This is a genomic window from Nocardioides ginkgobilobae (assembly GCF_054781275.1).
Genome location: NZ_BAAGUS010000012.1, coordinates 79,689 through 105,650 on the forward strand (window position 1 = coordinate 79,689; position 25,962 = coordinate 105,650).

A 25,962-nucleotide genomic window follows, 5' to 3' on the forward strand; every position below is an offset into this window, starting at 1 on the left:
GCTGCGACGTCATACGGACGGGACCGATGGACGTCCCGTCCGTATGACGTCGGCTGACGTGTGACCCGGGGCCTCAGGCCTTGCCGGCGGAGAGGCGGTACTGCCGGACCGAGAGCGGCACGAAGACCAGCAGGATGATCGCGACCCAGATGAGGGTGTAGAGCTCGGCGTTCTGCTGGGGCCAGGCCTCGGGTGCGGGGATGCTCGGGTCGATGTTGCCGAAGAGCTCGCGGCTGGCTTGCGTGAGCGCGGAGACCGGGTTCCACTCCACCAGCGTGCGCAGGAACCCGCTGAAGGACTCCAGCGGCACGAAGGCGTTGGAGACGAACGTCAGCGGCATGATCACGATGAACGAGGCGTTGTTGATGACCTCGACGCTCGGGACCATCAGCCCGACCCAGGCCATGACCCAGCTGACGGCGTAGGCGAAGAGCAGCAGCAGCCCGAAGCCGAGGATCGCGTCGAGGACGCCCTCGCGGATCCGCCAGCCGACCAGCAGGCCGGTCAGCGCCATGATGATCAGGCTCAGCACGTTGTAGACGACGTCGGAGGTCGTGCGGCCGACGAGCACCGCGGCCGGCGACATCGGCAGCGACCGGAAGCGGTCTATGATGCCCTTCTGCATGTCCTCGGCCAGGCCCGCGCCGGTGAACGTGGCGCCGAAGACGACGGTCTGGGCGAAGATCCCGGCGATGAGGAACTCGCGGTAGGCGACCTCACCGCCCGGGTCGATCGCCCCGCCGAAGACGAAGGCGAACAGCAGCACGAACATGATCGGGCTGATCAGGACGAAGACGAGGACCTCGGGCACCCGCTTGATCTTGATCAGGTTGCGCTTGGCGACGACCCAGCCGTCGGTGAGGGCGCGCACGACGCCGTTGGGACGGGCCTGCTCGAGCGGGCTGGGAGGCGAGGAGGGGGCGGGCGTGGTCATCGGGTCACCTCGGCGGTCGGGTCGGTCGTGGCGTCGGCAGCGGCGTCCTCGCTGGCGTGGCCGGTGAGGGTCAGGAAGACGTCGTCGAGGGTGGGTCGGCGCAGGCCGATGTCGAGGACCTCGACCCGCTCGCGCTCCAGGCCCTCGAGCAGCCGGCGCAGCGACCCGACGCCACCGTCGACGGCGGCGGTGAGCTCGCGGCCGTTCTCGGCGACCCCGATCTCGCCGGTCGCGACCTCGGCCATGAGCCGCTGCACCCGGTCGCGGTCGGCGGGGTGGGCCAGCACGACCTCCACCCGCTCGCCGCCGGTCTGGGCCTTGAGCTGGTCGGCGGTGCCGCGCGCGATCGCGCGTCCGTGGTCGATCACGAGGATGTCGTCGGCGAGCCGGTCGGCCTCCTCGAGGTACTGCGTGGTCAGCAGCAGCGTCGCGCCCGAGGCCACCAGCTCGCGGATGACGTCCCACATCCCCACGCGGCTGCGCGGGTCCAGACCCGTGGTCGGCTCGTCGAGCACCAGCACCGGCGGGGCCGCCACGAGCGCACCGGCCAGGTCGAGGCGCCGGCGCATGCCGCCCGAGAAGGTCTTGGACGGGCGGTCCCCGGCGTCGGCCAGGTCGAAGCGCTCCAGCAGCTCCCGGGCGCGGGCCCGGGCCGCGGTGCGGGACATGCCGTAGAGGCGGCCGACCATCTCGAGGTTCTCGAAGCCGGTCAGGTGCTCGTCGACCGCGGCGTACTGGCCCGACAGGCCGATGCGCGAGCGCACCCCGTCGGGGTCGGCGAGCACGTCGACGCCGGCGACGACGGCGGAGCCGGCGTCGGGCTTGAGCAGCGTGGTGAGCACGCGCACGGCGGTGGTCTTGCCGGCGCCGTTGGGTCCGAGGAGCGCGAGCACCTTGCCCTCGGGCACGTCGAGGTCGAGCCCGGCGAGCGCCTCGACGTCCTTGTACCTCTTCACCAGGCCGGTGGCCCTGATCATGTCGGTCATCGCGTCCTCGGGGGTGTGCGGGGGACGGGCTGGGTGGCGAGCGGGTGCCGGCGCGCTGCCGGCGGGGTGCCGGACGACAGCTGACGATGCCGTGCGAAGGCTATGGACCGCCACCGACATTCGGACTCATCGGTGCGCGCCACCCTGGACACCGGCACTCGCGTGGTCCAGCGTGTGCCGCGTGGATGGACGGGCGGACACACGGTCGGTGACGTTCCGGCAACGCGGGGGCGAGGACTGGGCGGACCCCTGGGCGGAGTACGCCGCGCTGCGCGACCACGACCCCGTGCACCACGTGGTGCCGTCCGGTCGTCCCGACCACGACTTCTACGTGCTGTCGCGGCACGCCGACGTCCTCGCCGCCGCGGTCGACACCGCCACCTTCTCCTCCGCGCAGGGGCTGACGACGGCGTACGGCGAGCTGGAGGCGATCGGCCTGGCCGAGCCGCCGCTGGTGATGCAGGACCCACCGGCGCACACGGCGTTCCGCAAGCTCGTCGCCCGGGGGTTTACGCCGCGCCAGGTGGGTGACCTCGAGCCGGTCGTGCGCGACTTCGTGCGCGAGCGGCTGCCCGCGGTGGCCGACGGCGGGGACGTCGTGGAGGCGCTCTTCAAGCCGCTGCCGAGCATGGTGGTGGCGCACTACCTCGGGGTGCCCGAGGCCGATCGGGCGTCCTTCGACGGCTGGACCGAGGCGATCGTGGCCGCCGGTGGGTCGGGCGACGCACTGCAGGCTGCCGAGGCGGCCGGGGAGATGCTGACCTACTTCGCCGCGCTCGTGGAGCGGCGTCGGCGCGAGCTGCGCGAGCGGCCCGGCGCCGACCCCGGTCCGGACACCGTCTCCCACCTCGTGGCGGCCGGTCGTGCCGACGACCCCGACGGGCTGGTGGCGGTCCTGGGCTACGTCTTCACGATGGTCACCGGCGGCAACGACACCACCACCGGACTGCTCGGCGGCGCGGTGCAGCTCCTGGCCGAGGCGCCCGCCGAGCGTGCCCGGTTGGTGTCGGCGCAGGTGCCGATCGGGGTCGCCGTCGAGGAGCTGCTCCGGCTCACCTCGCCCGTGCAGGGGTTGGCGCGCACCACCACCCGCGACGTCGAGCTGCACGGCGTACGCATCCCCGAGGGCCGCAAGGTCCTGCTGCTGTACGCCGCCGGCAACCGCGACCCGCGGCGCTACGGCCCCGACGCCGAGCGGCTCGACGTGGGGCGTCGGCCGAGCCAGGTCCTCAGCTTCTCCCAGGGCAGCCACCACTGCCTCGGAGCGGCCGTCGCCCGGCTGCAGGCGCGGGTGGCGCTGGAGGAGCTGCTGGCGGCGTACCCGGACTTCGAGGTCGACACCTCGGCCGTCACCTGGGCGCCGGGGCCCTACGTCCGGCGGCCGGTCGCGGTGCCGTTCGTGGGCCGCCCGTGAGCCCCGTCGGTCCCGTCGGCCCTGTCGTCGTGGTCGGCGGCGTCAACGCCGACCTCAAGGCCCGTACCAGCGCCCCGCTCGTGCCCGGCACCTCCAACCCCGGCACCGCCACGCTCACCCCGGGCGGGGTGGGGCGCAACATCGCGGAGAACCTCGCGCGCCTCGGCACGTCCGTCGCGCTCGTCGGTGTCGTGGGCGAGGACACGATGGGGACCCTCGTGCTCGAGGCGACCGCGGCGGCCGGCGTCGACGTCGCGGCCGTGCGGCGCCGCCCCGGGGCGACCGGGTCCTACACCGCGCTGCTGGACCACCGCGGCGAGCTGGTCGCCGGGGTCGCCGACATGTCGGCGACCGACGACCTGGCCCCCGGCGACGTGCCGGCCGACCTGGTCGCGGCCGCCGCGATGCTCGTGCTCGACGGCAACCTGCGCGTCGACACCTTCGCCGCGGCCCGGGAGCTCGCGCGCGCGGCGGGCGTGCCCGTGGTCGTCGACCCCGTGAGCGTGCCGAAGGCGACCCGGCTCGCACCCGAGCTGCGCGACCTGCGCTGCGTCACCCCCAACGCCGAGGAGCTGGTCGCGCTCGGCGGGGCCGCGGCGCTGCACGCGCGGGGGTGCGCGCTGGTGTGGGAGCGGCTGGGCGCTGCCGGCTCCCGCCTGCACGTGGCCGGGTCACCGCCGCTGGAGGTCGCCGTGGGGGTGCTGGAGGCGGAGGTCGTGGACGTCACCGGTGCGGGCGACGCGATGCTCGCGGCGTGGTGCCACGCGGTGCTCGCGGGTGCGGGGGACGCCGAGGCGGCGGCGTACGCCCAGGAGGCCGCGGCGCTCACCGTCGCCTCCCCGCTCACCGTCCGCCCCGACCTGCGGGAGATGCTGGCCCGATGAGCCGTCCGACGCCGCACCCGATGCTGACCCTCACCGACGAGGTCGCCACGGCCCTCCGCGAGGGGCGACCGGTCGTGGCGCTGGAGTCGACGATCATCAGCCACGGCATGCCCTACCCCGACAACGTCGCCATGGCGCTGGAGGTCGAGGGGATCGTCCGCTCGTGCGGAGCCGTGCCGGCGACCATCGCGGTGCTCGACGGACGCCCGCGCGTCGGGCTGACCGGCGAGGACCTGGAGCTGCTCGCCTCGCACCCCGACGTGGTGAAGGCCAGCGTGCGGGACCTGCCGTACGTCGCCGCGCGCGGCCTGCACGGGGCCACCACCGTCGCCGCCACGATGCGGCTCGCGGCGATGGCCGGCATCGAGGTCTTCGTGACCGGCGGCCTCGGCGGGGTGCACCAGGGGGCCGCGACCTCGATGGACGTCTCCGCCGACCTCACCGAGCTCGCGCGCACCCGGGTCGCGGTCGTCTCCGCCGGGGTGAAGTCGATCCTCGACATCGGGCTGACCCTCGAGGTGCTCGAGACCCTGGGCGTCCCGGTGCTGGTCGAGGGGGCCGAGGAGTTCCCGTCGTTCTACTCCCGCGCCAGCGGCTTCGCCGCCCCGATGCGGGTCGACGGCGCCGACGAGGCGGCCGCCGTCGTACGCGCCACATGGGACCTGGGGCTCGACTGCGGAGTCGTCATCGCCCACCCCGTCCCCGCCGAGGACGAGATCCCCGCCGAGGAGATCGGCGTGGTCATCGACCGGGCGCTGGGCGACATGGCCGCCCTCGGCATCACGGGCAAGGCCACCACGCCCTACCTGCTCGGCCGCATCGTCGAGCTCACCGACGGCTCCTCCCTGGCCACCAACATCGCCCTCGTCCGGGCCAACGCGGCGTACGGCTCCGCGGTCGCGGTCGCCCTCGCCGGCTGATCCTCGCTCCTCCGTGCTGCTCCCGGGGTCTCCGTTGACCCGCCCCGTCTTCGGGGGTGACCTGCCCTGTTTTCGGGGGTGACCTGCCCTGTTTTCGGGGGTGACCCGCCCCGTTTTCGAGAGTGACCCGTCGCGTCCTCGGGAGGATCGAAGATGCGGCGGGTCAGCACCGAGGTTGCGACGGGTCAGCACCGAAGACGCGGCGGGTCGGCCCCAAAGTTGCGGCGGGTCAGCACCGAAGTTGCGACGGGTCAGCGGGGGGTGGGGGCGGTGGTGACGCGGTAGCGGACGAACGAGGGGACCAGGACCGCGGCGGCGACGACGCCGACCACGACGAGCACCCCGCCACCGGCTGCGGCGGCGCCGGCCCCGACGGCTGCGGCGATGGCGCCGTGCGCGACGTCGGCGACCCGGGGCCCGCCGGCGACGACGACGGTGAAGACCCCCTGCAGGCGGCCGCGGACCGCGTCGGCCGCCGCGCTCTGCAGCATCGAGGACCGGAACGCCGCGGAGGCCATGTCGGCCGCACCGCCGACGATGAGCATGAGCAGCGCCGTCACCAGCATCAGCCGCTGCCAGGACTCCCCGAACGCCCCGGCCAGGAGCACCGCGACGCCGAAGCCGGCCATCGCCAGGCCCCACACCACGATGCACACGACGACGGCCAGCCCCTGGCGCGAGACCCGCGACACCCACCCGCTGAGCACGCCGCCCACCACGGCGCCGGCGGGGATGCCGGCGAAGAGCAGCGCGAAGACCAGCCCGCCCTCGGCCGGTCCGCCGAAGTCACGGTTCGCGATCTCGGGGAAGAGCGCCCGCGGCATCCCGAAGACCATCGCGATGATGTCGACGACGAAGGACATCAGCAGCACCGGCTGGTGGCGCAGGTAGGCGAAGCCGTCGACCACCGCGCGCACCCCGGGCACCCCGCCGACGACCCCGTCGACGGCGAGCGGCGGCAGCCGCAGCACGGCGTAGATCGTCGCGAGCAGGCAGAGCGTGTCGGCGGCGTACAACCAGGCGAAGCCGGTGAACGGGATGAGGATCCCGGCGACCAGAGGCCCGGCGATGGCGCCGGCCTGGAAGACGGTCATGTTGAGCGAGTTCGCCGCGGGCAGCAGCTCGTCGGGCAGCAGCTTGGGCAGCAGCGCGGCGCGCGTGGGCTGGTTGACGGCGAAGAAGGCCTGCTGCACCGAGAACAGCGACAGCAGCAGCCACACGTTCGTCGAGCCCGCGAAGGCCTGCGCCGCGAAGAGCCCGCTGGTCACGATGAGCCCCAGCGTCGTGACGAGCAGGATCGAGCGGCGGTCGAAGACGTCGGCCAGCGCCCCGCCGTACAGGCCGAAGACCACGAGCGGGACGAGCCCGAACACCCCCGTGAGCCCGACGTACGCCGAGGAGCCGGTGTCGGCGTAGATCTGGGCCGGCACCGCGACGACCGTGAGCTGGGCACCGATGACGGTGATGATGTTGGCGGTCCACAGGCGACGGAAGTCCGGGACCCGCAGCGGTCGGGTGTCCGCGGTCAGCCCCCGCAGCCGCCCGCCTCGCCCTGCCGCCCCGCCTGCCACGGCTGGGAACCTACGCCGGGTCACGAGCGCGCAACGAACCGGCGCCCCGCGTTGCGACCGCGGCAGGCATTGCTGTCTGCTGGCCCCCGGACAGGAGGTCATCTGGTGACGGTCGTCGATGCCGACGTCGATTTCGGGGAGCTGGACAGGCGGGGCGGGCTGGGCGTGCGGTGCCTGGGCGTCGTGCACCTGTACCGCACCTTCGAGGGCCACGACGTCGTCGCGCTCCAGGGCGTCGACCTCTCCGTCCGACCGGGCGAGCGGGTCGCCTTCCTGGGGCCCTCCGGCTCGGGCAAGTCGACGCTGCTGACCCTGCTCGGCGGCATCCAGCGTCCCAGCGCCGGCCGGATCTTCCTGGGCGAGCACGAGATCTCGCGGCTGCCCGAGACCGAGCTGGCGCGCCTGCGCAGCCGCCGGGTCAGCACGATGCTGCAGGGCGCCACGCGCAACCTGCTGCCCTACGCCACGGCCCGGCAGAACATCGCCTTCGCGCGCCTGGCCCTCACCTCCGCCGAGCGCAAGGAGGTCGCCCCCGACCGCGAGCTGCTCGCCCGCGTCGGCCTTGAGGGCGTCGCCGACCAGGTCGTCAGCACGATGTCCGGCGGCCAGCGCCAGCGGCTCGCGCTGGCCTGCGCGGTCTCGACCGGGCCGCAGCTGCTGCTCGCCGACGAGCCGACCAGCCAGCTCTCCCACGAGGACCGCGACGCCGTCATCGGCCTGGTCCACGACCTCGGCGACGAGCTCGGGACGACCATCGTCGTGGTCACCCACCAGCCCGAGGTAGCCGCGACCTTCCCGCGCACGATCACGATGAAGGGCGGCCGGGTCGGCCTGGAGGGCCGCGACGGCGCGGAGTACGTCGTCATCGGCGCCGAGGGCGTCGTCCACCTGCCGACACACCTGGCCGAGCAGTGGCCCCAGGGCACGCTGGTGCGGATCGAGCCCGAGGCCGCCGACCGGCTCGTCGTCTCGCGCTCCGCCGAGGAGGACGCGCCCCAGTGAGCGACCTGCACCTGACGGGTGTGCGCTACGAGCTCACCCGCACCCTGCTGCACGACCTCGACCTCACCTTCCGCGCCGGCCGGATGACCGCCCTCTCCGGCCCGTCGGGCTCCGGCAAGACCACGCTGCTCTCGATCGCCGGCGGGCTCCTGCAGCCCTCCCTCGGCGAGGCGACGTACGCCGGGGAGCCGATGTGGCGCGGCACCGGCGACCCGCGGCCGGAGGTCGCTTTCGTGCTGCAGGTCTACGGCCTGGTGCCGATCCTGTCCGCGCGCGAGAACGTCTCGGTGGCCCTGCGCGCCCGCGGCACCGACCCCGACGAGGCCGACGAGCGTGCCACCGCTGCGTTGGCCCGCTTCCACATCGGCGACCTCGGCGACCGCCAGGTCGAGGAGCTCTCCGGCGGTCAGATGCAGCGCGTCGCCCTGGCGCGCGGGCTCTGCGTCGGTGCCCCCGTCCTGCTCGCCGACGAGCCCACCAGCGAGCTCGACGAGGGCAACCGCGGGCTGGTCCTCGCCGAGCTGTGCCGCGAGGCTGACCGCGGTGCCGTCGTCGTCGTGGCCACCCACGACCCCGCCGTCGTCGACGCCTGCGACGACCACCACGCGCTGGACGAGGGACGGCTGGTCGACCACACCGAGCCGGTCCACCTGGGGGCCGGCCGGCACCGTGGGGCCGGAGGGGCCTCCGGGGCCGGGACGTCCCCCGCTGGTCGAGGTGCGAGCGCGGCGGGCCACGGGACCCCGCCGCAACCGATCCAGCCCGTCGCCCCGGTCCCGGCGGCGGGTCCCGCACCGGCCGCGCCCCCGGCACCCACGCCGCCCGCCCCCGCGACACCTCCCGACCCCGACGACGACCCGCACCGCATTTACCGCCGCCCGGGGAGCGCGTGAGCGCCTCCGCGCCCCGGATCCGCTCCCGCACCCTCCAGGGCGCGTGGTCGCGCCGGGGCACGCTGCTGCCCCTGCTGCTCCTGACGGCGGTGGTCGTGGCGGGCGTGGTGGCGGTGGTCGGGTTCGCCGCGGCGGCCGGCACCTCCCGCCTGCTGGCGGTGCCGCTGCTGCTCATCGGTGCGGTCGCGGTGCCCGCCACCGGGCGGGAGCTCGCCTCGGCCCGGCGTACCGAGATCGCGCTCGCGCGGCTGCGCGGCCTCGAGGGCGCGGAGCTGGTCACGCTGCTGGCGCTCGAGCCGCTCCTGGTGCTGCTCGCGGGTGCCGGCCTCGGCACCGGGGCGGGGGTCGGCGTGACGGCCCTGGCGACCCGCGCCTGGCTCGACGCACCCGTGACGGTGCCCGGCTGGGACGTCCTGTCGGCCGTGCTGGTGGTGCTCCTCGTCGCGCTCGCGGGGGTGGTCGTCGGGATGGCCGCCGCGCTGCGCGAGCCGCTGGTCGCCCAGGTCCGCGGGTCCGCGCGACCGCGCACCTCCACCAGCGCGGCGGTCTTCGGACAGGTGCTGGTCGTGGTGGGCGCGGCGGTGGCGATCTACCGCGCGCGGGTCGTGGACGGGACCCAGTCCGACCTGCTGGTGCTCGCCGGTCCCGCGCTGGTCGGCCTCGCGGCCGGGCACGCGAGCCTGTGGCTGATGGCGCGCTCCGCGCGCCTGGCCGTACGACGCACGCGCCGCCGCGCCCTGCCGACGTACCTCGCCTCCCGGCGCCTCGCGCGCTCGGCCGACGCCGCGGCCCCGCTGCGGGTCCTCGTGGCGGCAGGGGTGGTGGCGGGACTGGCGGTCACCGGTGCGGCCCAGGTCTCGGCCTGGGCGGATGAGACGGCGCGGCTGCGCGCGGGTGCCCCGCTGCGGATCGACCTGGAGCGCGGTGCGGGCGGCGACGCCGCGAGCGTGCTCGCGCTGACCCAGCGGCTCGACCCCGAGGGGCAGTGGCTGATGGGCGCGGTCGTGGTGCCGGGCGAGGGCTCGGTGCCGGCCCGGCGGGCCTTCGTGGACGTGGCCCGGGCCGACCGCGTGGTGGGCGACTTCTTCGCGGGCACCAGTGCCGCCCGGATCGGCGGGCTCGCCGACCGGCTGACCGATGCCTCGTCGGCATGGGCGGTGCCGTCGACGGGCACGAGCATCCAGGTCGAGGTGGCCGGTGTCTCCGCGCGTGCGGACGGGACGCTGCGGCCGCGGGTCGACGTGGAGATCGCCGACCCCGCCGGGCAGGTGCTGGTGGCGGGCATCCGGCTGGAGCTCCCGACGTCCGGCGCCCCGGTCGGCTCGAGCATCCCGGTCGACTGCGTCGCGGGCTGCACGGTCCGCTCGGTCACCCTGTCGCGCACCCCGGGCGACCGCGACCTGCCCTTCGTCCTGACCCGGCTGCAGATCGGCACCACCGACCTCACCGAGCGCAGCTGGGAGCCGGCGGAACCGGCCACCGACGCCGGGCCCGGCGGTCCGGTGGAGGTCACCGACGGTCTGCTCGCCCCGGCCTCGCCGGGCCGGCTGACCGCGCTCCCCGCGCGCGGCGAGGGCCCGGTGCCGGTGCTGATCACCCGCACCGCCACGTGGGAGGGCGACCCCGTGCTGGAGTCGCCCGGTGGCGAGGACCTCCCGGCCCGGGTGGTCGCCCGCTTCCCCGCGCTGCCGCTCGTCGAGGCCGACGGGGTCTACGCCGACCTCCCGCGCGCCGCGGCAGGCGCCCCGCCGACCGTGCCCGCGGCCGAGGTGATGGTCCTGGCCCGCGCCGACACCCCGGCGGCGCTGCTCGCCGAGCTGCGCGAGGAGACCGGGGCCGAGGCGCGGGCGCTCGAGGTCGTCACCGCCGACGTACGCGAGGCCACGGGCGCCGCCCAGGCGCAGGCCTACCTGCTGATGGCCGCGTTCTGCCTCCTGGTGGCGCTGCTGGCGCTGCTGACCGCCGTCGCCCGGCAGCGCCCGACCTGGGTGCGCGACGTCGCGGCGCTGCGCGCCGTCGGCGTCACCCCCGCCACCCTGCGCCGCAGCACCCTGGTCGAGGCCGGGCTGCTGCTCGTGGTCACCGGTGTCGCCGTGGCGCTCGGCACCTGGGCCTCGGTCGGGCTGCTGCTCGGCCGGCTCGGCCTGGTCACGGTGCCGGAGCACGCCGTGGACCTGCGCACCGCCGTGGCCCCGCTGCCGCTGGCCGTCGCGGCGGTGGTGTGCGCGGTGCTGGTCGTCGTCGTGGTGGTGCGGGGCCGGGCCGTCGACCCGGCCCGGTCCAGCCCCGGCCGGCTGCGGGAGGAAGTGCGGTGACCACCCTGCTCCCCACCGTCCTGCGCGGCCTCCGCTCCCGGCTGCTGCTCTCCCTCGGCTCGGTCGTGCTCACCGCGCTGGCGGTCGGCTCGGCCGTCCTCGGCCCGGCCTTCCAGGGCGCCGTCACCAGCTCCTTCCTCGTCACCCGCCTGGCCGAGGCACCGCAGAACCTCACCGGCCTGTCCTGGGTCTGGACCCCCGACCCCGCCGACACGGGCTTCGACGTCGACGCCACCCTGCTGCGTGCCGGGGCCGCCGCCGAGCAGGCCACCGAGGAGGGTGACGAGGCCGGCGAGGGCGCCGAGCGCTACCTGCCCCCGCAGTTCTTCGTGCGCACGTTCCCGACGGAGGGCCTGGGCGGCGAGGCGCAGCTGGGCTGGGCGCCCGGCTACTGCGCCCACCTCGTCATCGAGGGCGCCTGCCCCGAGGAGCCCGACGAGGTGCTGCTCCTGGCGCTGGACTCCACGATCACCGGGCTCGGCATCGGTGACACGACGCCGGTCGAGGGCCTGGGCGAGGTGCGGGTCGTGGGCACCTACGCCACCCCGGGGCCGGAGGAGGAGGACTACTGGTTCGAGTACGGCCGGCTCGCCAGCCGTCCGCCGACGCCCGCCCCGGCCAACCAGCCCTACCAGCCCGCGCCGATGCTCGGCACGAAGCAGGCCGTGGCGGAGGCGGCCGACACGGTGGGCTACGAGGTCCTCGTCGACCGTCGGCTCGACGTCCCGGCCGACCTCGCGGTGGAGGACCTCGACGAGGTCGTCGCCGTCGCCCGGGCCCAGGACGACCTGGTGCTCGAGGGCGACCGGGGCACGCTCACGGAGTTCTCCATCAACGACATCGGCGGCGTCGTGGAGGAGGTCCGCGACCAGCAGGCCACCGCCCGCGCGTCGGTGTCGCCGGCGGTGATCAGCCTCGTCCTGGTCGCGCTCGCGCTGCTGCTGCGCCTGCTCACCGCGGCCGCCGACCTGCGGATGCCCGAGCTGGCGCTCGCCTCGCTCCGCGGCCTGCCGCGCCGGCGCATGTGGTCGCTCGGCATGTCCGAGCCGCTCGCGCTGCTGGCGCTCTCGCTCCCGGTGGGCGGCGCCCTCGGCGTCGGCGCCGTCGCGCTGCTCATCGAGTCGTGGCTGGTCCCCGGGCTGCCGCTGCGGGTGCCGTGGACCTCGGTCCTCGCAGGCGGGCTGGTCGGCCTGGGCGCTGCCGTCGTGGCGCTGGTCGCGGTCGGCCTGGTCGTCCGGATCCCGCTCGAGGCCCAGCTCGGCGGCGTACGTCGACCGCGGCGCGCCCGGCGGGCGGCCGTCGTCGCGCAGCTGGCGCTGGTGGCCGCGGCGGCCGCGGTGCTGCTCAGCAAGCTCAGCTCGACCGAGCGCGGCCGGCCCGACGTCACCGACCTCGTGCTCCCCGTGCTGCTCGCCGTCGTGGCGGGCCTGGCCGCGAGCCGGGCCACCTCCTCCCTGGCCGGCTGGTGGACCCGGGCCGTGCCGCACACCCGCTCGCTCGGGTCCTACGTCGCGGTCCGCGCCCTCTCGCGGCGCCACGAGGGGACCCTGGTGATCCTGCCGGTCACCGCCGCGATCGCCATCTGCGTCTTCGGGGCCGGGGTCTACGACTCCTCCTCGGCCTGGCGCGGCTCCGTGGCCGCCACCCGGGCGCCCGCGGCCACCGTGTGGACCTCCTCGCAGACCCTCGAGGACACCGTCGGCCTCACCCGTCGCCTCGACCCCGAGGGGCAGTGGCTGATGGCCGGCAGCACGGTCATCACCCCGCAGCCCGGCCCCGTCTTCGCGGTCCTCGACACCTCCCGGCTGGAGCGCGTGGGGCTCTGGAACGAGCAGTGGACCCCCGGCACCTCCGCCGGCGAGGTCGCCGAGCTCCTCGCCACCGGCCCGGTGCCCGTGGTGACCGGGCGGCGGATCGGCATCGAGGTCGAGAACGCGCTGGAGACCAGCGACGAGCTGGTCGTCCGGCTGCGGCTCGTCCCGCCCGAGGGCCGCCCGCGCTCGATCTTCCTCGGCCCGGTCGCGCCCGGGGTGTCCGAGCTCGACGAGCCAGCGGCGTACTGCCAGCAGGGCTGCCGGGTCGAGGAGATCACCCTCGGCGGCCCGGCCGCCCAGCAGGTCGACATGGAGGGCTCGCTCGCGGTGCGCGCCCTGCTGGTCGACGGCGAGCCGGACCGCGCGGCGATCACGGAGGGCGGCTGGACGCTGGTGCCCGGCGCGACCGGCAACGACGCGGTCGACGACGTCTCGCTGGGCGCCGAGGGCCTCGAGGTGCTCGTCGCCTCGAGCTCCCCGGTGATCGTCCAGCTGGGCGCCGGCGACCCGCCCGCGGCCCTCCCGGTCGTCGCGGGGGACACCGCCCGCACCAACACCTCCTCCGCGACGTACGGCGGCGGCTCGGCGTTGGACTTCGAGGTCGACCCGGTGCTCACCGCGGGGAGCGTGCCGCTGCTCGGGCCGCGCGGGCTGCTCATCGACTACGACACCTTCGCGGTCGGCCGCGCGGTCTACGACCAGGACACCGACGTCTACGTGCTGGCCCGCGACGACCTCCCGGACAGCCTGGTGACGCAGATGCGCGACGCCGGGCTCGTGGAGGACACGTCGTACGCCGAGGTGAAGGGCGAGCTCGACGGCACCGCGTACGCCCTGGCGCTGCGGCTCTACGCCGTGGTGGCCGCCCTCGTCCTGCTCATGGCCGTCGCGTCGCTGGCCGTCAGCACCGCGGTGCAGCTGCCGGCCCGACGCCGCGACGCTGCGGCGCTGCGGGTCGTCGGCGTGCCGCGGCGCCAGGTGATGGGCTCGGTGCTGCGGGAGCTGGTGCTGGTGCTGGGCGGCACGGCCGTGGCCGGGCTCGCCGCCGGGTCGCTGGCGCAGTACGTCGTGCTGCGCACCGTCACGCTCGGCTTCTCCGAGACGCTGTCGACCCCGGCCCTCGTCGCCGCCATCGACCCCTGGCGGCTCGCGCTGCTGGCGCTCGTCACCGCGCTGCTCTTCGGGACCGTGGCGCTGGTGTCCGCGGTCCTCACCGTCCGGGGGGCGCGGGGGTCGACGCTGCGGGAGTCGGCGCGGTAGGGCGGCCTGGCGGGTGTGAGGTTCAGCGGGGCCCCGATGAATCTCACGGTCCCCCGACGCACCTGCATCGGTGCGCCGCAAGCTTCAGCGGTGCCCCGCTGAACCTCACGAGCGCCGGGCTCACCCGTCGTGCGCGTGCCGCCCCACGTGCCAGCCACCCGGAGGCAGCTCGAGCGCGGCGTCCGGACCCCAGGACCCCTGCTCGTAGGGCTGGACCTCCGGCGGGGAGTCGAGCAGCGGCTGGCAGACCTGCCAGATCCGGTCGACCTCGTCGGCGCGGGTGAAGAGCGTCTGGTCGCCGCGCAGGACGTCGAGGACCAGCCGCTCGTAGGCCTCGAGCGGGTCGGCGTCGGGCACGGCATCGCCGAGGTCGAGGCACATGGTGGCCGCGGCGAGCTCCATCTCCGGACCGGGCTTCTTGCCCTGGAGGTCGACGCGGACCTGCGGGGAGTCGGTGAGCTCGAGGACCAGCTCGTTGCAGCCGGCGGTCTCCCCGAAGAGCGCGGAGGTGGGGGTGCGGAACCGGACGGTGACGGTACGCCGGGTGGCGGCGAGCGCCTTGCCGGTGCGCAGCAGGAACGGCACGTCGCGCCAGCGGTCGCAGTCCAGCCGGACCTCCAGCGCCACGAAGGTCTCCACGTCGGAGTCGTCGTCGACGTCCTCGTCGTCGCGGTAGCCCTCGAACTGGCCGAAGACCGCGCGCTCCGGGTCCAGCGGCAGGACCTTCTCGAAGACCGCCGACTTGGCGTCGCGCAGCGACTCGGCGTCCCCGGCGCCGGGGTCCTCGAGCGCCACGAAGCCCAGGATCTGCATGAGGTGGGTGGAGATCATGTCGCGCAGGCAGCCGGTCGACTCGTAGAACGAGCCGCGGCCCTCCAGCCCGAGCTCCTCGGGCACGTCGATCTGCACCGACTCCACGTGCCGGGCGTTCCAGGACGGCTCGAACAGGCCGTTGGCGAAGCGCAGCGCCAGGATGTTCTGCACCGCCTCCTTGCCCAGGAAGTGGTCGATCCGGAAGACCTGGTCCTCGTCGACGACCTCCTTCAGCGCGGCGTCGAGGGAGCGCGAGGACTCCAGGTCCAGCCCGAACGGCTTCTCCACGACCAGCCGCGCCCGCTCGGTCAGGCCCTCCTTGCCGAGCATCGCGATCATCGGCTCCATGGCCGCCGGGGGGATCGAGAGGTAGACCAGGCGGCGTACGTCGTCGGCGTCCGCGCCCATCGACGACTCGGCCTCGCGGACCGCCGCGGCTAGCTCGCCGCCGTCGTCGGCGTCGGAGGTGCAGAAGGTGACCCGGGAGAGCAGCTGCTCAGCGACGTCCTCGTCGAGGTCCTCGACGGTGTCGGCCAGGCCCTCGCGCAGGCGGTCGCGGAACTCCTCGTCGGAGCCGGGGGAGTGCCGACCGCTGCCGATCACGGCGTACTCCTCCGGCAGCCGCCCGGCGGCGGCCAGCCGGTAGAGGCCCGGGAAGAGCTTGCGGGCGGCGAGGTCGCCGGTGGCGCCGAAGAGGACCAGGACGTGTGGCGGGACGGTGTCGGTGCTGTCGGTGCTGGGCTCGCGGGAGTCGGGGGAGGTCACCGCTCGAGCGTCCCCCGAGGCCCCGGGCCGGACACCACCCGACCGGGCCCGCCTCGCCGCCCGAGGCGACGGCCGAAGGGGTGGGCCCGGCGTGGCCCGGGCCACGTTCGACCCGGTGTGGGGTTATGACCTGGCATAATGGTGACATGAGTCTCGACAACGACACCGCGACGCAGGCCATCGAGGCCTACTTCGGGAGCAGTGTCCTCACCGACGAGCCGACGTGGACCAGCGTGGTGCTGGCCGAGGCGACGAAGTCCTTCGACTCCGCCGACGAGCTCGTGGCGGCCCTGGACCTGATGAACCTGCGCGCGGAGACCGGCCCCGCCGCCTGACCCGACGGCCGGCCCGCCGCTGGTCGTCCTGCGAGGCGCGCCGGCGCCGAGCCACGAGACCGCACCCGGCCCGCACCCCCTGCTCGGGATCAGCGGAAGGTGAACCGCTCCGGCCCCGCGGCCGAGGCCGCCCAGAACCGGTCCTTGCGGCTCTCCACCGACACCCGCAGCGCCGCCCCGCGCAGGTCCGCGCGCCACGGCAGCACCGCCGAGACCTCGCCCCCGCGAGGGGTGTCGCACGCCGAGCGCGACAACGGCCGCCAGCCCGCGCTCGTGCGCCGCTCGACCAGGATCCGCACGCACTCCGGCCGGCCCTTGACCGCCACCTCGATCGTGGCCGCTCGCCCGGCGACGTACGCCGGCACCCGGCCCGCCCGCGCGCCGGGGAACCCGAGCGTCAGCCGCGGGCTCACCATCAGCCGCGCCCGGGTGACGACCGACTCGGAGGTGTCGACGGCGTCGTAGGCGACGAAGACGGTGGTGCTCTGCTTGAGCCGCAGCGGGACCCGCCCGCTGCCGTCGACCGGCAGCGTCACGCCGGGCTGCTCGACGAGACCGGCGGCGACGCCAGCGGTCCACACCCGCAGTGACCGTTCGGCGGATCGCGCGTCGAGCTGCACCGGCAGCTTCACCCGCGCGCCGTAGGGGTACGCCGCGGCCGGCTCGGCCAGCGTGAGCGTCGCGTCCGGACCGGGATCGAGGACGTCGAGGCGGTAGCCGTCCCGCGCCTGGCTCACGACGTAGGTGTCGACCGCGCCGACGGCGAGCGCCGCGGGGAAGCGCCACGCGTCGATCCCGGAACCCTCCTGGGGCTCGCGCCGCAGGTCGTAGGTGCGCCCGGGCTCGAGAGACCCGGCCGGGACGGTCCACACCGGCTCGACCGGTGCGAAGTCGTTGCTGGTGAAGACCGCCCGGCCGTCGGGCCCGAACGCCACGTCCAGGCCGTGGAAGGGCTCGTCGTACCGGTCGCGCGGCAGGTCGTACGCCGCCAGGGGCTCCAGCGTCAGCGCGTCCCAGCGCTCACCGCGCGCGCCCACGAGCGTCGAGCCGTCGGGCGTGAGGGCCAGCTGCTGCGGGAAGTCGGTCTCCAGGCTCGCGCCCAGCGTGACGTCGCCGGTCTCGACATCCACCTCCCAGCGCAGCAGCCCGTTGCCGCCCCGCCCGAGGGTCCACAGCGAGCGGGCCTGCACCGAGTCCGGTGCGGTGCCCGCAGGCGCGCCGACCAGGCCTCGGGCCGAGTCGTACTCATCGCCGACGACGACTCCTGTCACGGGGTCCAGCAGCCGCACGTGCTCCCCGCCGGAGGTGTACTCGCAGCTGCTGGAGAACGCGACGAAGCGGCCCACCGGCACGGTGGCGCTCGGGCAGGAGTCGTAGTCCTCGGCACCCTCACGGGCGTCGAAGGTGCGCACGACCTCGAGCGTCTCCACGTCGACGGCCGTGAGCGTGTGCCGCTCGGCCTGGGCGACCCAGTACCACCCGCGGGCCTGGTCGAGGGCGACGTCGACGGCGTCGGCGACCGGCACGCGACCGGTCGGCGTGCCGGCCAGGTCGGTGACGAGCAGCTCGGCGGAGCCGCGACCCTGGGCGATCAGCAGCCGGCCGCGGCCCTCGTCGAGAGCCAGGTCGACCGCGCCGGTGACCGGCAGGTCCGTGCGCTCACCCGCGAGCGCGGGCGTGGGGACGGCGGCCAGGCCGAGACCCAGCCCGAGGGCCGCCAGGACGGACAGGGCGCGCGCAGGGGCGCGGTGAGGAGCAGGCACGCGGGACCTCCCGAGACGGCGTGACAGCGCGGATCGTACGACCAGCGGCTGCGTAGGCTCGCATCCGTGAGGCCCCGCCCCGAGAAGCCCGGTCCCGGCCAGGAGTCCGTCTGGGACTACCCCCGACCGCCCGCGCTCGTGCCGAGCAGCCAGCTGGTCGAGGTGGTCCTCGGCGGCGTCGTCATCGCCCGCACCACCACCTCGTGGCGGGTGCTGGAGACCAGCCACCCGCCGACCTACTACCTGCCCCGCGAGGCCTTCGTCGACGGTGCGCTCGTCCCGACCTCGGGCAGCTCGGCGTGCGAGTGGAAGGGGTTGGCGGCGTACGCCGACCTGCACGGCGGCGGGGTCGTGGCCCCGCGCGCGGCTTGGAGCTACCCCGACCCGACGCCGGCGTTCGCCGCCATCAGCGACGCGTGGGCGGTGATGCCGGGCGCCGTCGACGAGTGCCGGGTCGACGGCGAGGTCGTCCGTCCGCAGGAGGGCGGGTTCTACGGGGGCTGGATCACCGACGCGGTGGTCGGGCCGTTCAAGGGAGTCCCGGGCTCCTGGGGCTGGTAGCGAGGACGCGCCAGCGGACTCGCTGACAGTGGTCGAGCGAGCGGCGCGACCGAGGAACGAGGTCGCGACCCGCGTGTCGAGACCGGGTGAGGTGCCTGTGGTCGGCGACCACAGGCAGGTCACGCGGTCTCGACGACGGCTCGCTGGCGCTCGCCTGCTCGACCATCAGCAGCCGGGTCCCGGTTCCTTCTTGCCCAGCAGCCGGTCGGCCAGCAGGTCGCACCACTGCCCCGAGGACGGGCCGCCGTTGACGGTGCCGTCGGACTCCCCGGGGTGCTTGACCCACAGCGTGCCGTCGAAGGCTCCGTCGAACCGCAGCCGCGGGGCCCGGCCCAGCCGCGCCCAGGTGGGGTTGATGACGTCGGCGTCGACGGGGTCCTTCGCACCGTTGCGGGAGGTGTCGACGACGTACTTGGTGCCCTTGACCCCGAGGCCCCTGAGCTCGCGCACCATCCAGCGCGCGTAGTGGTGCTCGGTCTTGGTGCGGCGGAAGTTGGACACGTTGGTGCTGAAGCCGCGCGCGTCGGCGACGCCGGCCTTCTTCAGCAGCTCGGCCCGGCCGTCCCACGGCGTGTCGTCGGTGGTGGGGTCCCCGGTGGTCCAGCCGGAGTGGCCGACGTCGATGTAGACCCACGCCCCGGCGTCGGCGAGGTGGCGGGTGGCCCAGCGCAGCAGCCTGACGCGGTTGTCGGCGTTGCCGCACTCCCCACCGTGGTAGAAGGGCAGCGCGTCCGGCTCGAGCACCAGCAGCGGGCTGGAGCCCTCGAGGCCCTCGGCGACCTCGGCGACCCACTTCTTGTAGGCCTCGACGCCGGGCAGCCCGCCCGAGGAGTACTGGCCGCAGTCGCGGTCGGGGATGGAGTAGACGACCAGCATCGGCGTCTTGTCGGCGGCCTCGGCCAGCCCGACGTACTCCGCGACGACGTCGGCGACCCGGTCGGTCGGGTAGTACTCCGAGCCCAGCCACAGCGCCTGGGCCTTCTTCGCGATCGGCTCGTACGCCGGGCCCTGGGCGTGCACGGGCATCCGGCTGTCCACGTAGAGGCCCCGCACGGTGCGCGGGTCGGGAGCGCGCCGCGCGGTCGCCGGCTCCTGGGGTCCCGTGTCCGCAGCGGCGAGCCGCGCCGGTGCGGCCGGGGCCACCGGCGACGGCCCGAGCACGCCGAGCACGCCGAGCGCGACGGCGGCGGCCAGCGGGAGCACGGGCAGGCGGGCAGGACGCAGGAGCACCCGTCCAGGGTGCGGCACGCGAGGGGCGTGTGTCCGCACTATCCGCGGACCCGCCCCCCGGCACCGGGCGGCGGCGCGGGCCGACCGCGCGACGGCGTACGGGCTCAGCGTCCGGCGCGCCGCTCGTACTCCGCCCGCGCCTCGAGGTCGACCTTCGACAGCGAGGTGTCGGCGCCCATGGCGTGGCTGACGGCGTCGCGGGCGCGGCGGGGCAGGGTGTTGGAGGAGTAGAAGATGCCCTTGGCGTAGGCCGGGACCCAGGTCTCGAAGCGGGGGCGCCGGGCCACGGACAGGATCGCGTCGGCGACCTCCTCGGGCTTGCACGGGCGCATGCCGCGGGTGGCCTGCACGCCGGCGCCGAGCTCGGTGGCCACGACGGTGGGCAGCACGACCGAGACGTCGACGCCGCCGGGGGCCAGCTCGGCCGCCATCGCCTCGGAGAAGCCGACCACGCCGAACTTGCTGGCGGAGTAGACGGCGCCGCCGGCCATGCCGATCCGGCCGACCGCGGAGGCGACGTTGACCACGTGGCCGTGGCCGCGCTCGAGCATGGTGCGGGCGGCGAGCCGGGTGCCGGTGATGACGGCGCGGAGGTTGACCTCGAGGATCTTGTCGATCGACTCGTCGGTCTGCTCGACCAGCGGGGAGAGCGGCATGATCCCGGCGTTGTTGACCAGTACCTCGACCGGGCCGAGGGCCTCGGCCCGGGCCAGGAACGCGGCGAACGACGCGCGGTCGGCGACGTCGACGACGTACCCCTCGGCGCCTCCACCGACCTGGGCGGCGGCCTTGGCGGCGACGTCGTCGTCGAGGTCGCCGATGACCACGCGGGCCCCGGCGTCGGCGAAGCGGCCGGCGGTGGCCAGGCCGATGCCGCGACCGGCGCCGGTGATGGCGACGACCTTCCCGCGCAGGTCGCGGTCGGGGGTGCGGGCGAGGCGGGAGGAGCGGCTCATCGGTGGTCTCCGAGGGGGTAGAGGTCGACGGGCTGTCCGTCGACCGGGAAGGGGAGGGAGTGGTTGTCGAGGGGGGCGGTGTAGTCGGGGTCCACCCGCCACTCGAAGCGGCGCAGCAGGTGGTGCATGACGGCCTTGACCTCGGCGCCGGCGAAGAACATGCCCAGGCACTTGTGCACGCCGCCGCCGAAGGGGTCCCAGGCGTGGCGGTGCCGCTTGTCCTCACGGCGCTCGGGCCCGAAGCGCTCGGGGTCGAAGCGGTGCGGGTCGTCCCACAGCTCGGGCTGCAGGTGCGTGAACTGCGGGGAGACCATGAGGAAGGTTCCCTCGGGGATGCGGTGGCCGAGCACGACGGTCTCCCGCACGGCCTTGCGCACCACGACCGGCACCGGGGCCCGCAGCCTCAGGCACTCGCGCATCACCAGGTCCAGCGAGGTGAGGGAGTCCAGCTCGGCCAGGGACGGCTGCTCGCCGAGGGCCCGGGACTCCGCCCGGCAGCGCTCCTGCCAGTCGGGGTGCTTGCCGAGCAGCTCCAGCATCGTGGAGAGCGTGATGGTCGAGGTGTCGTGCGCGGCCATCATGAGGAAGACCATGTGGTCGACGACCTGGTCGTCGGTGAGGCCCTCGCCCTCCTCGCTGCGCACGTGGCACAGCTGGCTGAGCAGGTCCGGGGTCTCGGTCGCACGTCGCTCGGGCAGGTAGGAGCGCAGGAACTCCTCCAGCAGCCGGCGGCCGCGGTGGCCCCGCCACCAGCGTCCCGGCGGGACCGGCAGCCGCACCACGGAGGTCGCCGCCTGCACGCAGTCGATAAACGCGCGGTTGACCCGGTCCATCTCCTCGGGCGAGGTGTGCTCGGCCCCGCCCATGAAGAGGTCCGCGGCGATGTCGAGGGTCAGCGCCTTGAGCGCGGGGTAGGCGCGGAAGTCGCGCCCGGGCTCCCAGGAGGCGACCCCGCGGGCGACGGCCGGGTGCACGCGCGTGGTGTAGCCCTCGAGCCGGTCGCGGGTGAAGGCCTGCTGGAGGATCCGTCGGTGCAGGTGGTGCTCCTCGAAGTCGAGCAGCATCAGTCCGCCGTGGAAGAACGGGCCGACCAGGTACGACCACGCGGGCTGGTTGGCGAAGGCCTTGTCCCGGTTGGCGAAGACGGCCTCGAGCGCGTCGGCGCCCAGCAGCATCGCCCACCGGTGCCGGCCAGCGACGCGGAGCGGCGAGACCGCGCCGTACGTCGTCCACTGGCGCTCGAACAGGGCCTGCGGGTCCCGGGCGTAGTCGAGCAGCTGTCCCAGGACGGGCAGTCCGTGGGCCCCACGCACGGGGCTCGGGATCTCGCGCACACGCTCGGCCGTGGTCTGGGTCACGCCGTGATCGTATTCTGACAGGACGCCCTGTCAAGAGGCTCCGGGTGACCGGTAAGGACCGGCGCGCAGTCCCCCTGGGAGGGGACGGGCGTGCCGGGTGCCCGCTGCCGGGGCCACGTGGCAGCCTGGGGGCCGTGGCAAGGAAGAAGGGCGTCTACCGGGGTCTCACGGCGCAGGAGCGCGCCGCCGAGCGGCGCGCGCGGCTGCTCGAGGCGACCCTCGAGGTGTGGGGCCGCGAGGGTGGCCCGCCGGTCACGATGACCCGCATCTGCCAGCAGGCCCAGCTCACCGAGCGCTACTTCTACGAGCAGTTCGCCAACCTCGAGGAGGCCCTCGAAGAGGTGCTCAAGTCGATCTACGACGAGATCGTCGAGGTCACCGCCGCCGCCCTGGAGCAGACCAGCGGCGACCCCGCCGACCGGGCGCGGACCGGCATCGCGACCTTCCTCGACGTCTTCGTCCAGGACCCGCGCAAGGGGCGGGTCGCGATGATCCTCGCACCCGGCCGGGCCGAGCTGCGAGCGCGGCGCCAGGAGCTGCTGCGCTCGATGAGCTCGTTCGCGGCGATGGAGGCCGGTGAGCTGTACGGCGAGGAGGCCGAGCCCGGCCCGCGTGGCGAGCTCGCCGGCATCCTCTTCGTGGGTGGGCTCTCCGAGCTGGTCGCCGGCTGGATCGAGGGGACGCTCGAGACCGACCCCGCCGAGCTCGTCGAGGCCGCCACGCGCGCGTTCACCCGGCTCGCCCACCGCTGAGGCATCGCTTTTCGGGACCGGACTCGAACTGACGAGCGTGGCGGCGCAGGCGATCGGGCGGTGGTTCCGACACCGACCGCTACGCCGCAGGACCTGTAGGAGCAGGCGTTGAAGGAGAACCAGGCGGTGGTCGCGAGCGAGTTGCTCGCTCGCGCACTGGCGGGTTCTGAGGGCCGAAACTGTCGGTGCTCGCTGCTGTACTGAGGTATGGCGGATCTCGGGCAGCACCCTCTCGACCGGGTGGTCGAAGCGCTGTCCGATGCCCTCGACCAGGGTCACGACCTCTCTCTCATAGGGCTCGATCAGGCCGCCACTGCGGCCGCGATCCGCCGACTCGGGGCGATGTCCGCCCGGTTGGCCGAGCTGACCGCCACCGTCCTGCGCCACGGCGCGGACGTGCAGGTGCAGGACACCCGCTGTGCGACCTCCATGACCGCGTGGTTGGCCGCGGAGACCCGGACGTCCCACACCGGCGCCCACCGTGATCTGAAGCTGGCCGAGGGGCTGGGGCGCTGGCACCGCGTGGCGGAGGTGCTGTCCACGGGGGCGGCCAACGTCGAGCAGGCCGCCGTCCTCATCCACGCCCTCGACGCCCTGCCCGACGACCTCGACCCGGCTCTCGTCGAGAAGTGCGAGCTGCACCTGGTGGGGCTCGTCGGTGACTTCGGACCCAGGCAGCTGCGAGTCCTCCGCCGGCACGTCCTCACGGTGGTGTCACCCGAGATCGGCGAGGCCCATGACGCCAAGCTGCTGGCGGACGAGGAGCGTCGTGCTGCGGAGAAGGCGCGGATCTCCATGGGTCGCGACGGGCACGGTCGGTCCACGGCCGCTTCACCATCCCGGAGCTGCACGCCGCGATGCTGGAGAAGGCGCTGCTGGCCCTCACCTACAACGAGCACGACCCCGAGCAGCGGGCCAAGCCCACTCCGCAGCGGCAGGGAGAGGCGTTCTGCGAGCTCCTCGAGCGCGTGCGCGACCGGGACGTCCCGACGGTGGGCGGCACCGGTGCGACGGTCGTCGTCACGATGACCCTCGACTCGCTCCTCGGTGGACTCGCCGAGGCGGTCCTCGACAACGGCGACCGCATCAGCGCCGCCACCGCCCGACGTCTGGCCTGCGAGTCCGGCATCGTCCCCGTCGTCCTGGGTGGCAGGAGCGAGGTCCTCGACCTGGGCCGTCGCCGTCGCTACCACTCCAAGGCCCAACGCATCGCCATCGCCACCCGCGACCACCACTGCACCGCCGAGGGGTGTGACGCCCCCGCCGCCCGCTGCCACGTCCACCACGACAATCCGTGGGCCCTGGGTGGCCACACCACCGTGCGCGAAGGCCGGCTGCTCTGCCCGAAGCACCACCGCGCCGTGCACGACCCGGCGCGCAGCGTGCGACTCCGGACGTGAGGCAGTCCTCGAACAGAAGAGACAACCTCTCCAGCGGGCGCCGGACTCGACGCCCCGCGGACCAGCCCCCGAGATCATCGCCCGCGAGATCGTCGAGGACCTGACGGCCGCGCTGGTCGAGTTCGAAGCCGTGGCCGCGGCGCTCGAAGCCTCGTCGTCGGCGTCCGCCGAGGCTGATTAGTTTTCGCTGTCCTGCTGCTCGGGACCGCGTCCCCAGGGCCCCCGGCGGCGGTACGTTGCGCAGCGCCGCCGCCGCGCGGCGATCCCCCGACAGGAGAGCCCCATGACCAGCCGCCCCTTCACCCGCCAGTCCACCGTCGCCGAGCTCGCCACCACGGCCCCCGGCCGGGCGTTCAAGGCGATGATCCTGCGCCAGCTCCCGCCGACGCAGACCGAGAAGGAGCGCCGGGAGCTGGAGGCGATGACCCTCGACTTCCCGCTCGAGACGCTGGTGGAGCTGTCCGAGGGCAAGCTGACCTGGGGCATCGCCGACTCCCTGGTCGACCTCGCCAACCGCCAGCCGCACCGCGTGGCCGGCCGGGCCGCCGGCGCCGGCGTGGGTGCGCTGAAGAAGGTCGCGGGCAAGGTCCGCCGCTGAACCCGGACCTCGATGATCGGAAGGCGGGACAGTTCGCACGCCCGCCGGTCCAGCCCGCCGGCGTCTCGTCGTGGGATTCCCTGCCGTTGACATCGTGTCGCGGTTACTCTCGGGTACGTGACGGACGCACCCGTGCCGAGCTTCGGCCCCTCCCCCGACCACGTCGAGCTGCAGCAGTGGCTGCACACCTTCGCAGCGGATGTCATCCGACCCGCGGCCGCGGAGTGGGACGAGAAGGAGGAGTTCCCCTGGCCCGTGGTCGAGGAGGCCGCGAAGGTCGGGATCTACTCCCTCGACTTCTTCGCCACCCAGTCCTTCGACCCCACCGGTCTCGGCATCCCGATCTTCATGGAGGAGGTGTTCTGGGGTGACGCCGGCATCGGCCTCTCGATCGTCGGTACGGCGCTGGCCGCGGCCGGCCTGGCCAGCAACGGCACCCCCGAGCAGCTCGCGGAGTGGGCGCCGGAGATGTTCGGCACCCCGGGCGACCTGAAGATCGCGGCGTTCTGCTCCTCCGAGCCCGACGCCGGCTCCGACGTCGGCGCGATGCGCACCCGCGCGGTCTACGACGAGGCCACCGACGAGTGGGTCATCAACGGCACCAAGACCTGGGCGACCAACGGCGGTCTCGCCGACGTCCACGTCGTGACGGCGGTCGTCGACCCCGACCTGCGCACCCGCGGCCAGGCCTCCTTCATCGTCCCGCCGGGCACGAAGGGGCTCTCCCAGGGCCAGAAGTTCCACAAGCACGGCATCCGCGCCTCCCACACCGCGGAGGTGGTGCTCGACAACGTGCGCGTGCCCGGCCGCTGCCTGCTCGGCGGCAAGGACAAGCTCGACGCCCGGCTGGCCCGGGCCCGCGAGGGTGCCAGGAGCGGCGGCGGCAACGCCAGCATGGCGACCTTCGAGCGGACCCGTCCCGCCGTCGGCGCCCAGGCGGTGGGCATCGCCCGCGCGGCCTACGAGACCGCGCTGGACTACGCCAAGACCCGTGAGCAGTTCGGCAAGCCGATCATCGAGAACCAGGGCGTGGCCTTCCAGCTCGCCGACATGGCCACCCAGATCGACGCCGCGCGGCTGCTGGTGTGGCGCGCGTCGTGGAAGGCCGCCACCGGCGGCGCCTTCGACAAGGCCGAGGGCTCGATGTCGAAGCTGTTCGCCGGCGAGACCGCCATCAAGGTGACCGGCCAGGCGATGCAGATCCTGGGCGGCAACGGCTTCACGCGGGAGTACCCCGTCGAGCGCTGGGCCCGCGACGCCCGGATCTACACCATCTTCGAGGGCACCTCGGAGATCCAGCGCCTGGTCATCGCCCGGACGATCTCGGGCGCGCCGATCCGCTGAGCCCGGAGCCGGGGGTACTCCGCATCATTTCTGATGCTTGCTGCGAGCTCGGCAGCAGAAATGATGCGGAGTACCCGCCCCCGCCCGTCCCACA

Annotated in this window: 21 protein-coding genes and 1 pseudogene; 14 read left to right on the top strand and 8 right to left on the bottom strand. The window is 74.5% G+C overall.

All coding sequences use genetic code 11. The annotated features are described in order from the left end of the window. Nucleotides 1-73 precede the first annotated feature (73 nt). Entirely contained in the window at nt 74-934 is an 861-nt protein-coding gene (locus ACYVID_RS12440; protein ID WP_460737459.1) for an ABC transporter permease, read from the bottom strand. Then, entirely contained in the window at nt 931-1,920 is a 990-nt protein-coding gene (locus ACYVID_RS12445) for an ATP-binding cassette domain-containing protein (RefSeq protein WP_460737461.1), read from the bottom strand. The genes ACYVID_RS12440 and ACYVID_RS12445 overlap by 4 nt, the downstream gene beginning before the upstream one ends. A 208-nt stretch (nt 1,921-2,128) precedes the next feature. On the opposite strand from ACYVID_RS12445, the gene ACYVID_RS12450 reads away from it, so the two are divergent. The 3 genes from ACYVID_RS12450 to ACYVID_RS12460 are packed head-to-tail and all read left to right on the top strand — an operon-like array spanning nt 2,129 to nt 5,138. Continuing rightward, nucleotides 2,129-3,334 (top strand): cytochrome P450, encoded by a 1,206-nt coding sequence (locus ACYVID_RS12450; RefSeq protein WP_460737463.1) that lies wholly within the window; start codon nt 2,129-2,131, stop codon nt 3,332-3,334. Further along, nucleotides 3,331-4,218, top strand: coding sequence for a PfkB family carbohydrate kinase (locus ACYVID_RS12455; RefSeq protein WP_460737465.1), 888 nt, complete (start codon nt 3,331-3,333; stop codon nt 4,216-4,218). The genes ACYVID_RS12450 and ACYVID_RS12455 overlap by 4 nt, the downstream gene beginning before the upstream one ends. Further along, on the top strand, nt 4,215-5,138 hold the full coding sequence (locus ACYVID_RS12460) for a pseudouridine-5'-phosphate glycosidase (protein ID WP_460737467.1): 924 nt from the start codon (nt 4,215-4,217) through the stop codon (nt 5,136-5,138). The genes ACYVID_RS12455 and ACYVID_RS12460 overlap by 4 nt, the downstream gene beginning before the upstream one ends. A 251-nt stretch (nt 5,139-5,389) precedes the next feature. On the opposite strand, the gene ACYVID_RS12465 is transcribed toward ACYVID_RS12460, so the two are convergent. Then, a complete protein-coding gene (locus ACYVID_RS12465; protein WP_460737469.1) occupies nt 5,390-6,709 on the bottom strand; it encodes an MFS transporter in 1,320 nt (439 codons plus the stop codon). 105 nt (nt 6,710-6,814) lie between these two features. Between ACYVID_RS12465 and ACYVID_RS12470 the strand changes: the two genes are divergently transcribed. The 4 genes from ACYVID_RS12470 to ACYVID_RS12485 are packed head-to-tail and all read left to right on the top strand — an operon-like array spanning nt 6,815 to nt 13,993. Further along, nucleotides 6,815-7,711 (top strand): ABC transporter ATP-binding protein, encoded by an 897-nt coding sequence (locus ACYVID_RS12470; RefSeq protein ID WP_460737471.1) that lies wholly within the window; start codon nt 6,815-6,817, stop codon nt 7,709-7,711. After that, nucleotides 7,708-8,604, top strand: coding sequence for an ABC transporter ATP-binding protein (locus tag ACYVID_RS12475; protein WP_460737473.1), 897 nt, complete (start codon nt 7,708-7,710; stop codon nt 8,602-8,604). The genes ACYVID_RS12470 and ACYVID_RS12475 overlap by 4 nt, the downstream gene beginning before the upstream one ends. Beyond that, entirely contained in the window at nt 8,601-10,919 is a 2,319-nt protein-coding gene (locus tag ACYVID_RS12480) for an FtsX-like permease family protein (RefSeq protein ID WP_460737475.1), read from the top strand. Before ACYVID_RS12475 ends, ACYVID_RS12480 begins: the two co-directional genes overlap by 4 nt. Further along, nucleotides 10,916-13,993: an FtsX-like permease family protein gene (locus ACYVID_RS12485; RefSeq protein WP_460737477.1), complete on the top strand. Its 3,078-nt coding sequence runs from the start codon at nt 10,916-10,918 to the stop codon at nt 13,991-13,993. The genes ACYVID_RS12480 and ACYVID_RS12485 overlap by 4 nt, the downstream gene beginning before the upstream one ends. Before the next feature lie 120 nt (nt 13,994-14,113). Here ACYVID_RS12485 and zwf read toward each other — a convergent pair whose 3' ends face one another. Continuing rightward, the gene (zwf, locus tag ACYVID_RS12490; RefSeq protein WP_460737479.1) at nt 14,114-15,571 is read right to left on the bottom strand and encodes a glucose-6-phosphate dehydrogenase; all 1,458 of its coding nucleotides are present in this window, start codon (nt 15,569-15,571) and stop codon (nt 14,114-14,116) included. A gap of 146 nt (nt 15,572-15,717) precedes the next feature. Between zwf and ACYVID_RS12495 the strand changes: the two genes are divergently transcribed. Further along, the gene (locus ACYVID_RS12495) at nt 15,718-15,906 is read left to right on the top strand and encodes a hypothetical protein (RefSeq protein WP_460737481.1); all 189 of its coding nucleotides are present in this window, start codon (nt 15,718-15,720) and stop codon (nt 15,904-15,906) included. 89 nt (nt 15,907-15,995) lie between these two features. Here ACYVID_RS12495 and ACYVID_RS12500 read toward each other — a convergent pair whose 3' ends face one another. Continuing rightward, nucleotides 15,996-17,669 carry a YncE family protein gene (locus ACYVID_RS12500; RefSeq protein WP_460737483.1) on the bottom strand — a complete coding sequence of 558 codons (1,674 nt, stop codon included), beginning with the start codon at nt 17,667-17,669 and terminating at the stop codon, nt 15,996-15,998. Between the two features lie 66 nt (nt 17,670-17,735). Between ACYVID_RS12500 and ACYVID_RS12505 the strand changes: the two genes are divergently transcribed. After that, complete coding sequence (locus tag ACYVID_RS12505; RefSeq protein WP_460737485.1) at nt 17,736-18,230, top strand: DUF427 domain-containing protein; 495 nt, start codon at nt 17,736-17,738, stop codon at nt 18,228-18,230. A gap of 165 nt (nt 18,231-18,395) precedes the next feature. Here the strand turns inward: ACYVID_RS12505 and ACYVID_RS12510 are convergent, their stop codons facing one another. The 3 genes from ACYVID_RS12510 to ACYVID_RS12520 form a co-directional block, all read right to left on the bottom strand. Further along, nucleotides 18,396-19,460 carry a glycoside hydrolase family 6 protein gene (locus tag ACYVID_RS12510; RefSeq protein ID WP_460737487.1) on the bottom strand — a complete coding sequence of 355 codons (1,065 nt, stop codon included), beginning with the start codon at nt 19,458-19,460 and terminating at the stop codon, nt 18,396-18,398. Nucleotides 19,461-19,564: 104 nt separating this feature from the next. After that, complete coding sequence (locus tag ACYVID_RS12515; protein WP_460737489.1) at nt 19,565-20,416, bottom strand: SDR family oxidoreductase; 852 nt, start codon at nt 20,414-20,416, stop codon at nt 19,565-19,567. Then, nucleotides 20,413-21,774, bottom strand: coding sequence for a cytochrome P450 (locus ACYVID_RS12520; RefSeq protein WP_460737491.1), 1,362 nt, complete (start codon nt 21,772-21,774; stop codon nt 20,413-20,415). Before ACYVID_RS12520 ends, ACYVID_RS12515 begins: the two co-directional genes overlap by 4 nt. A gap of 134 nt (nt 21,775-21,908) precedes the next feature. Between ACYVID_RS12520 and ACYVID_RS12525 the strand changes: the two genes are divergently transcribed. The 5 genes and pseudogenes from ACYVID_RS12525 (at nt 21,909) to ACYVID_RS12545 (ending at nt 25,868) form a co-directional block, all read left to right on the top strand. Further along, nucleotides 21,909-22,526 carry a TetR/AcrR family transcriptional regulator gene (locus ACYVID_RS12525; RefSeq protein ID WP_460737493.1) on the top strand — a complete coding sequence of 206 codons (618 nt, stop codon included), beginning with the start codon at nt 21,909-21,911 and terminating at the stop codon, nt 22,524-22,526. Between the two features lie 342 nt (nt 22,527-22,868). Continuing rightward, nucleotides 22,869-23,228: pseudogene (locus ACYVID_RS12530) on the top strand (DUF222 domain-containing protein); the annotation flags it as partial. 155 nt (nt 23,229-23,383) lie between these two features. Next, on the top strand, nt 23,384-23,926 hold the full coding sequence (locus ACYVID_RS12535) for an HNH endonuclease signature motif containing protein (protein ID WP_460737494.1): 543 nt from the start codon (nt 23,384-23,386) through the stop codon (nt 23,924-23,926). A 283-nt stretch (nt 23,927-24,209) separates the two neighbouring features. Beyond that, nucleotides 24,210-24,524, top strand: coding sequence for a hypothetical protein (locus ACYVID_RS12540; RefSeq protein ID WP_460737495.1), 315 nt, complete (start codon nt 24,210-24,212; stop codon nt 24,522-24,524). A 117-nt stretch (nt 24,525-24,641) separates the two neighbouring features. After that, nucleotides 24,642-25,868, top strand: coding sequence for an acyl-CoA dehydrogenase family protein (locus ACYVID_RS12545; RefSeq protein ID WP_460737497.1), 1,227 nt, complete (start codon nt 24,642-24,644; stop codon nt 25,866-25,868). Nucleotides 25,869-25,962 lie beyond the last annotated feature (94 nt).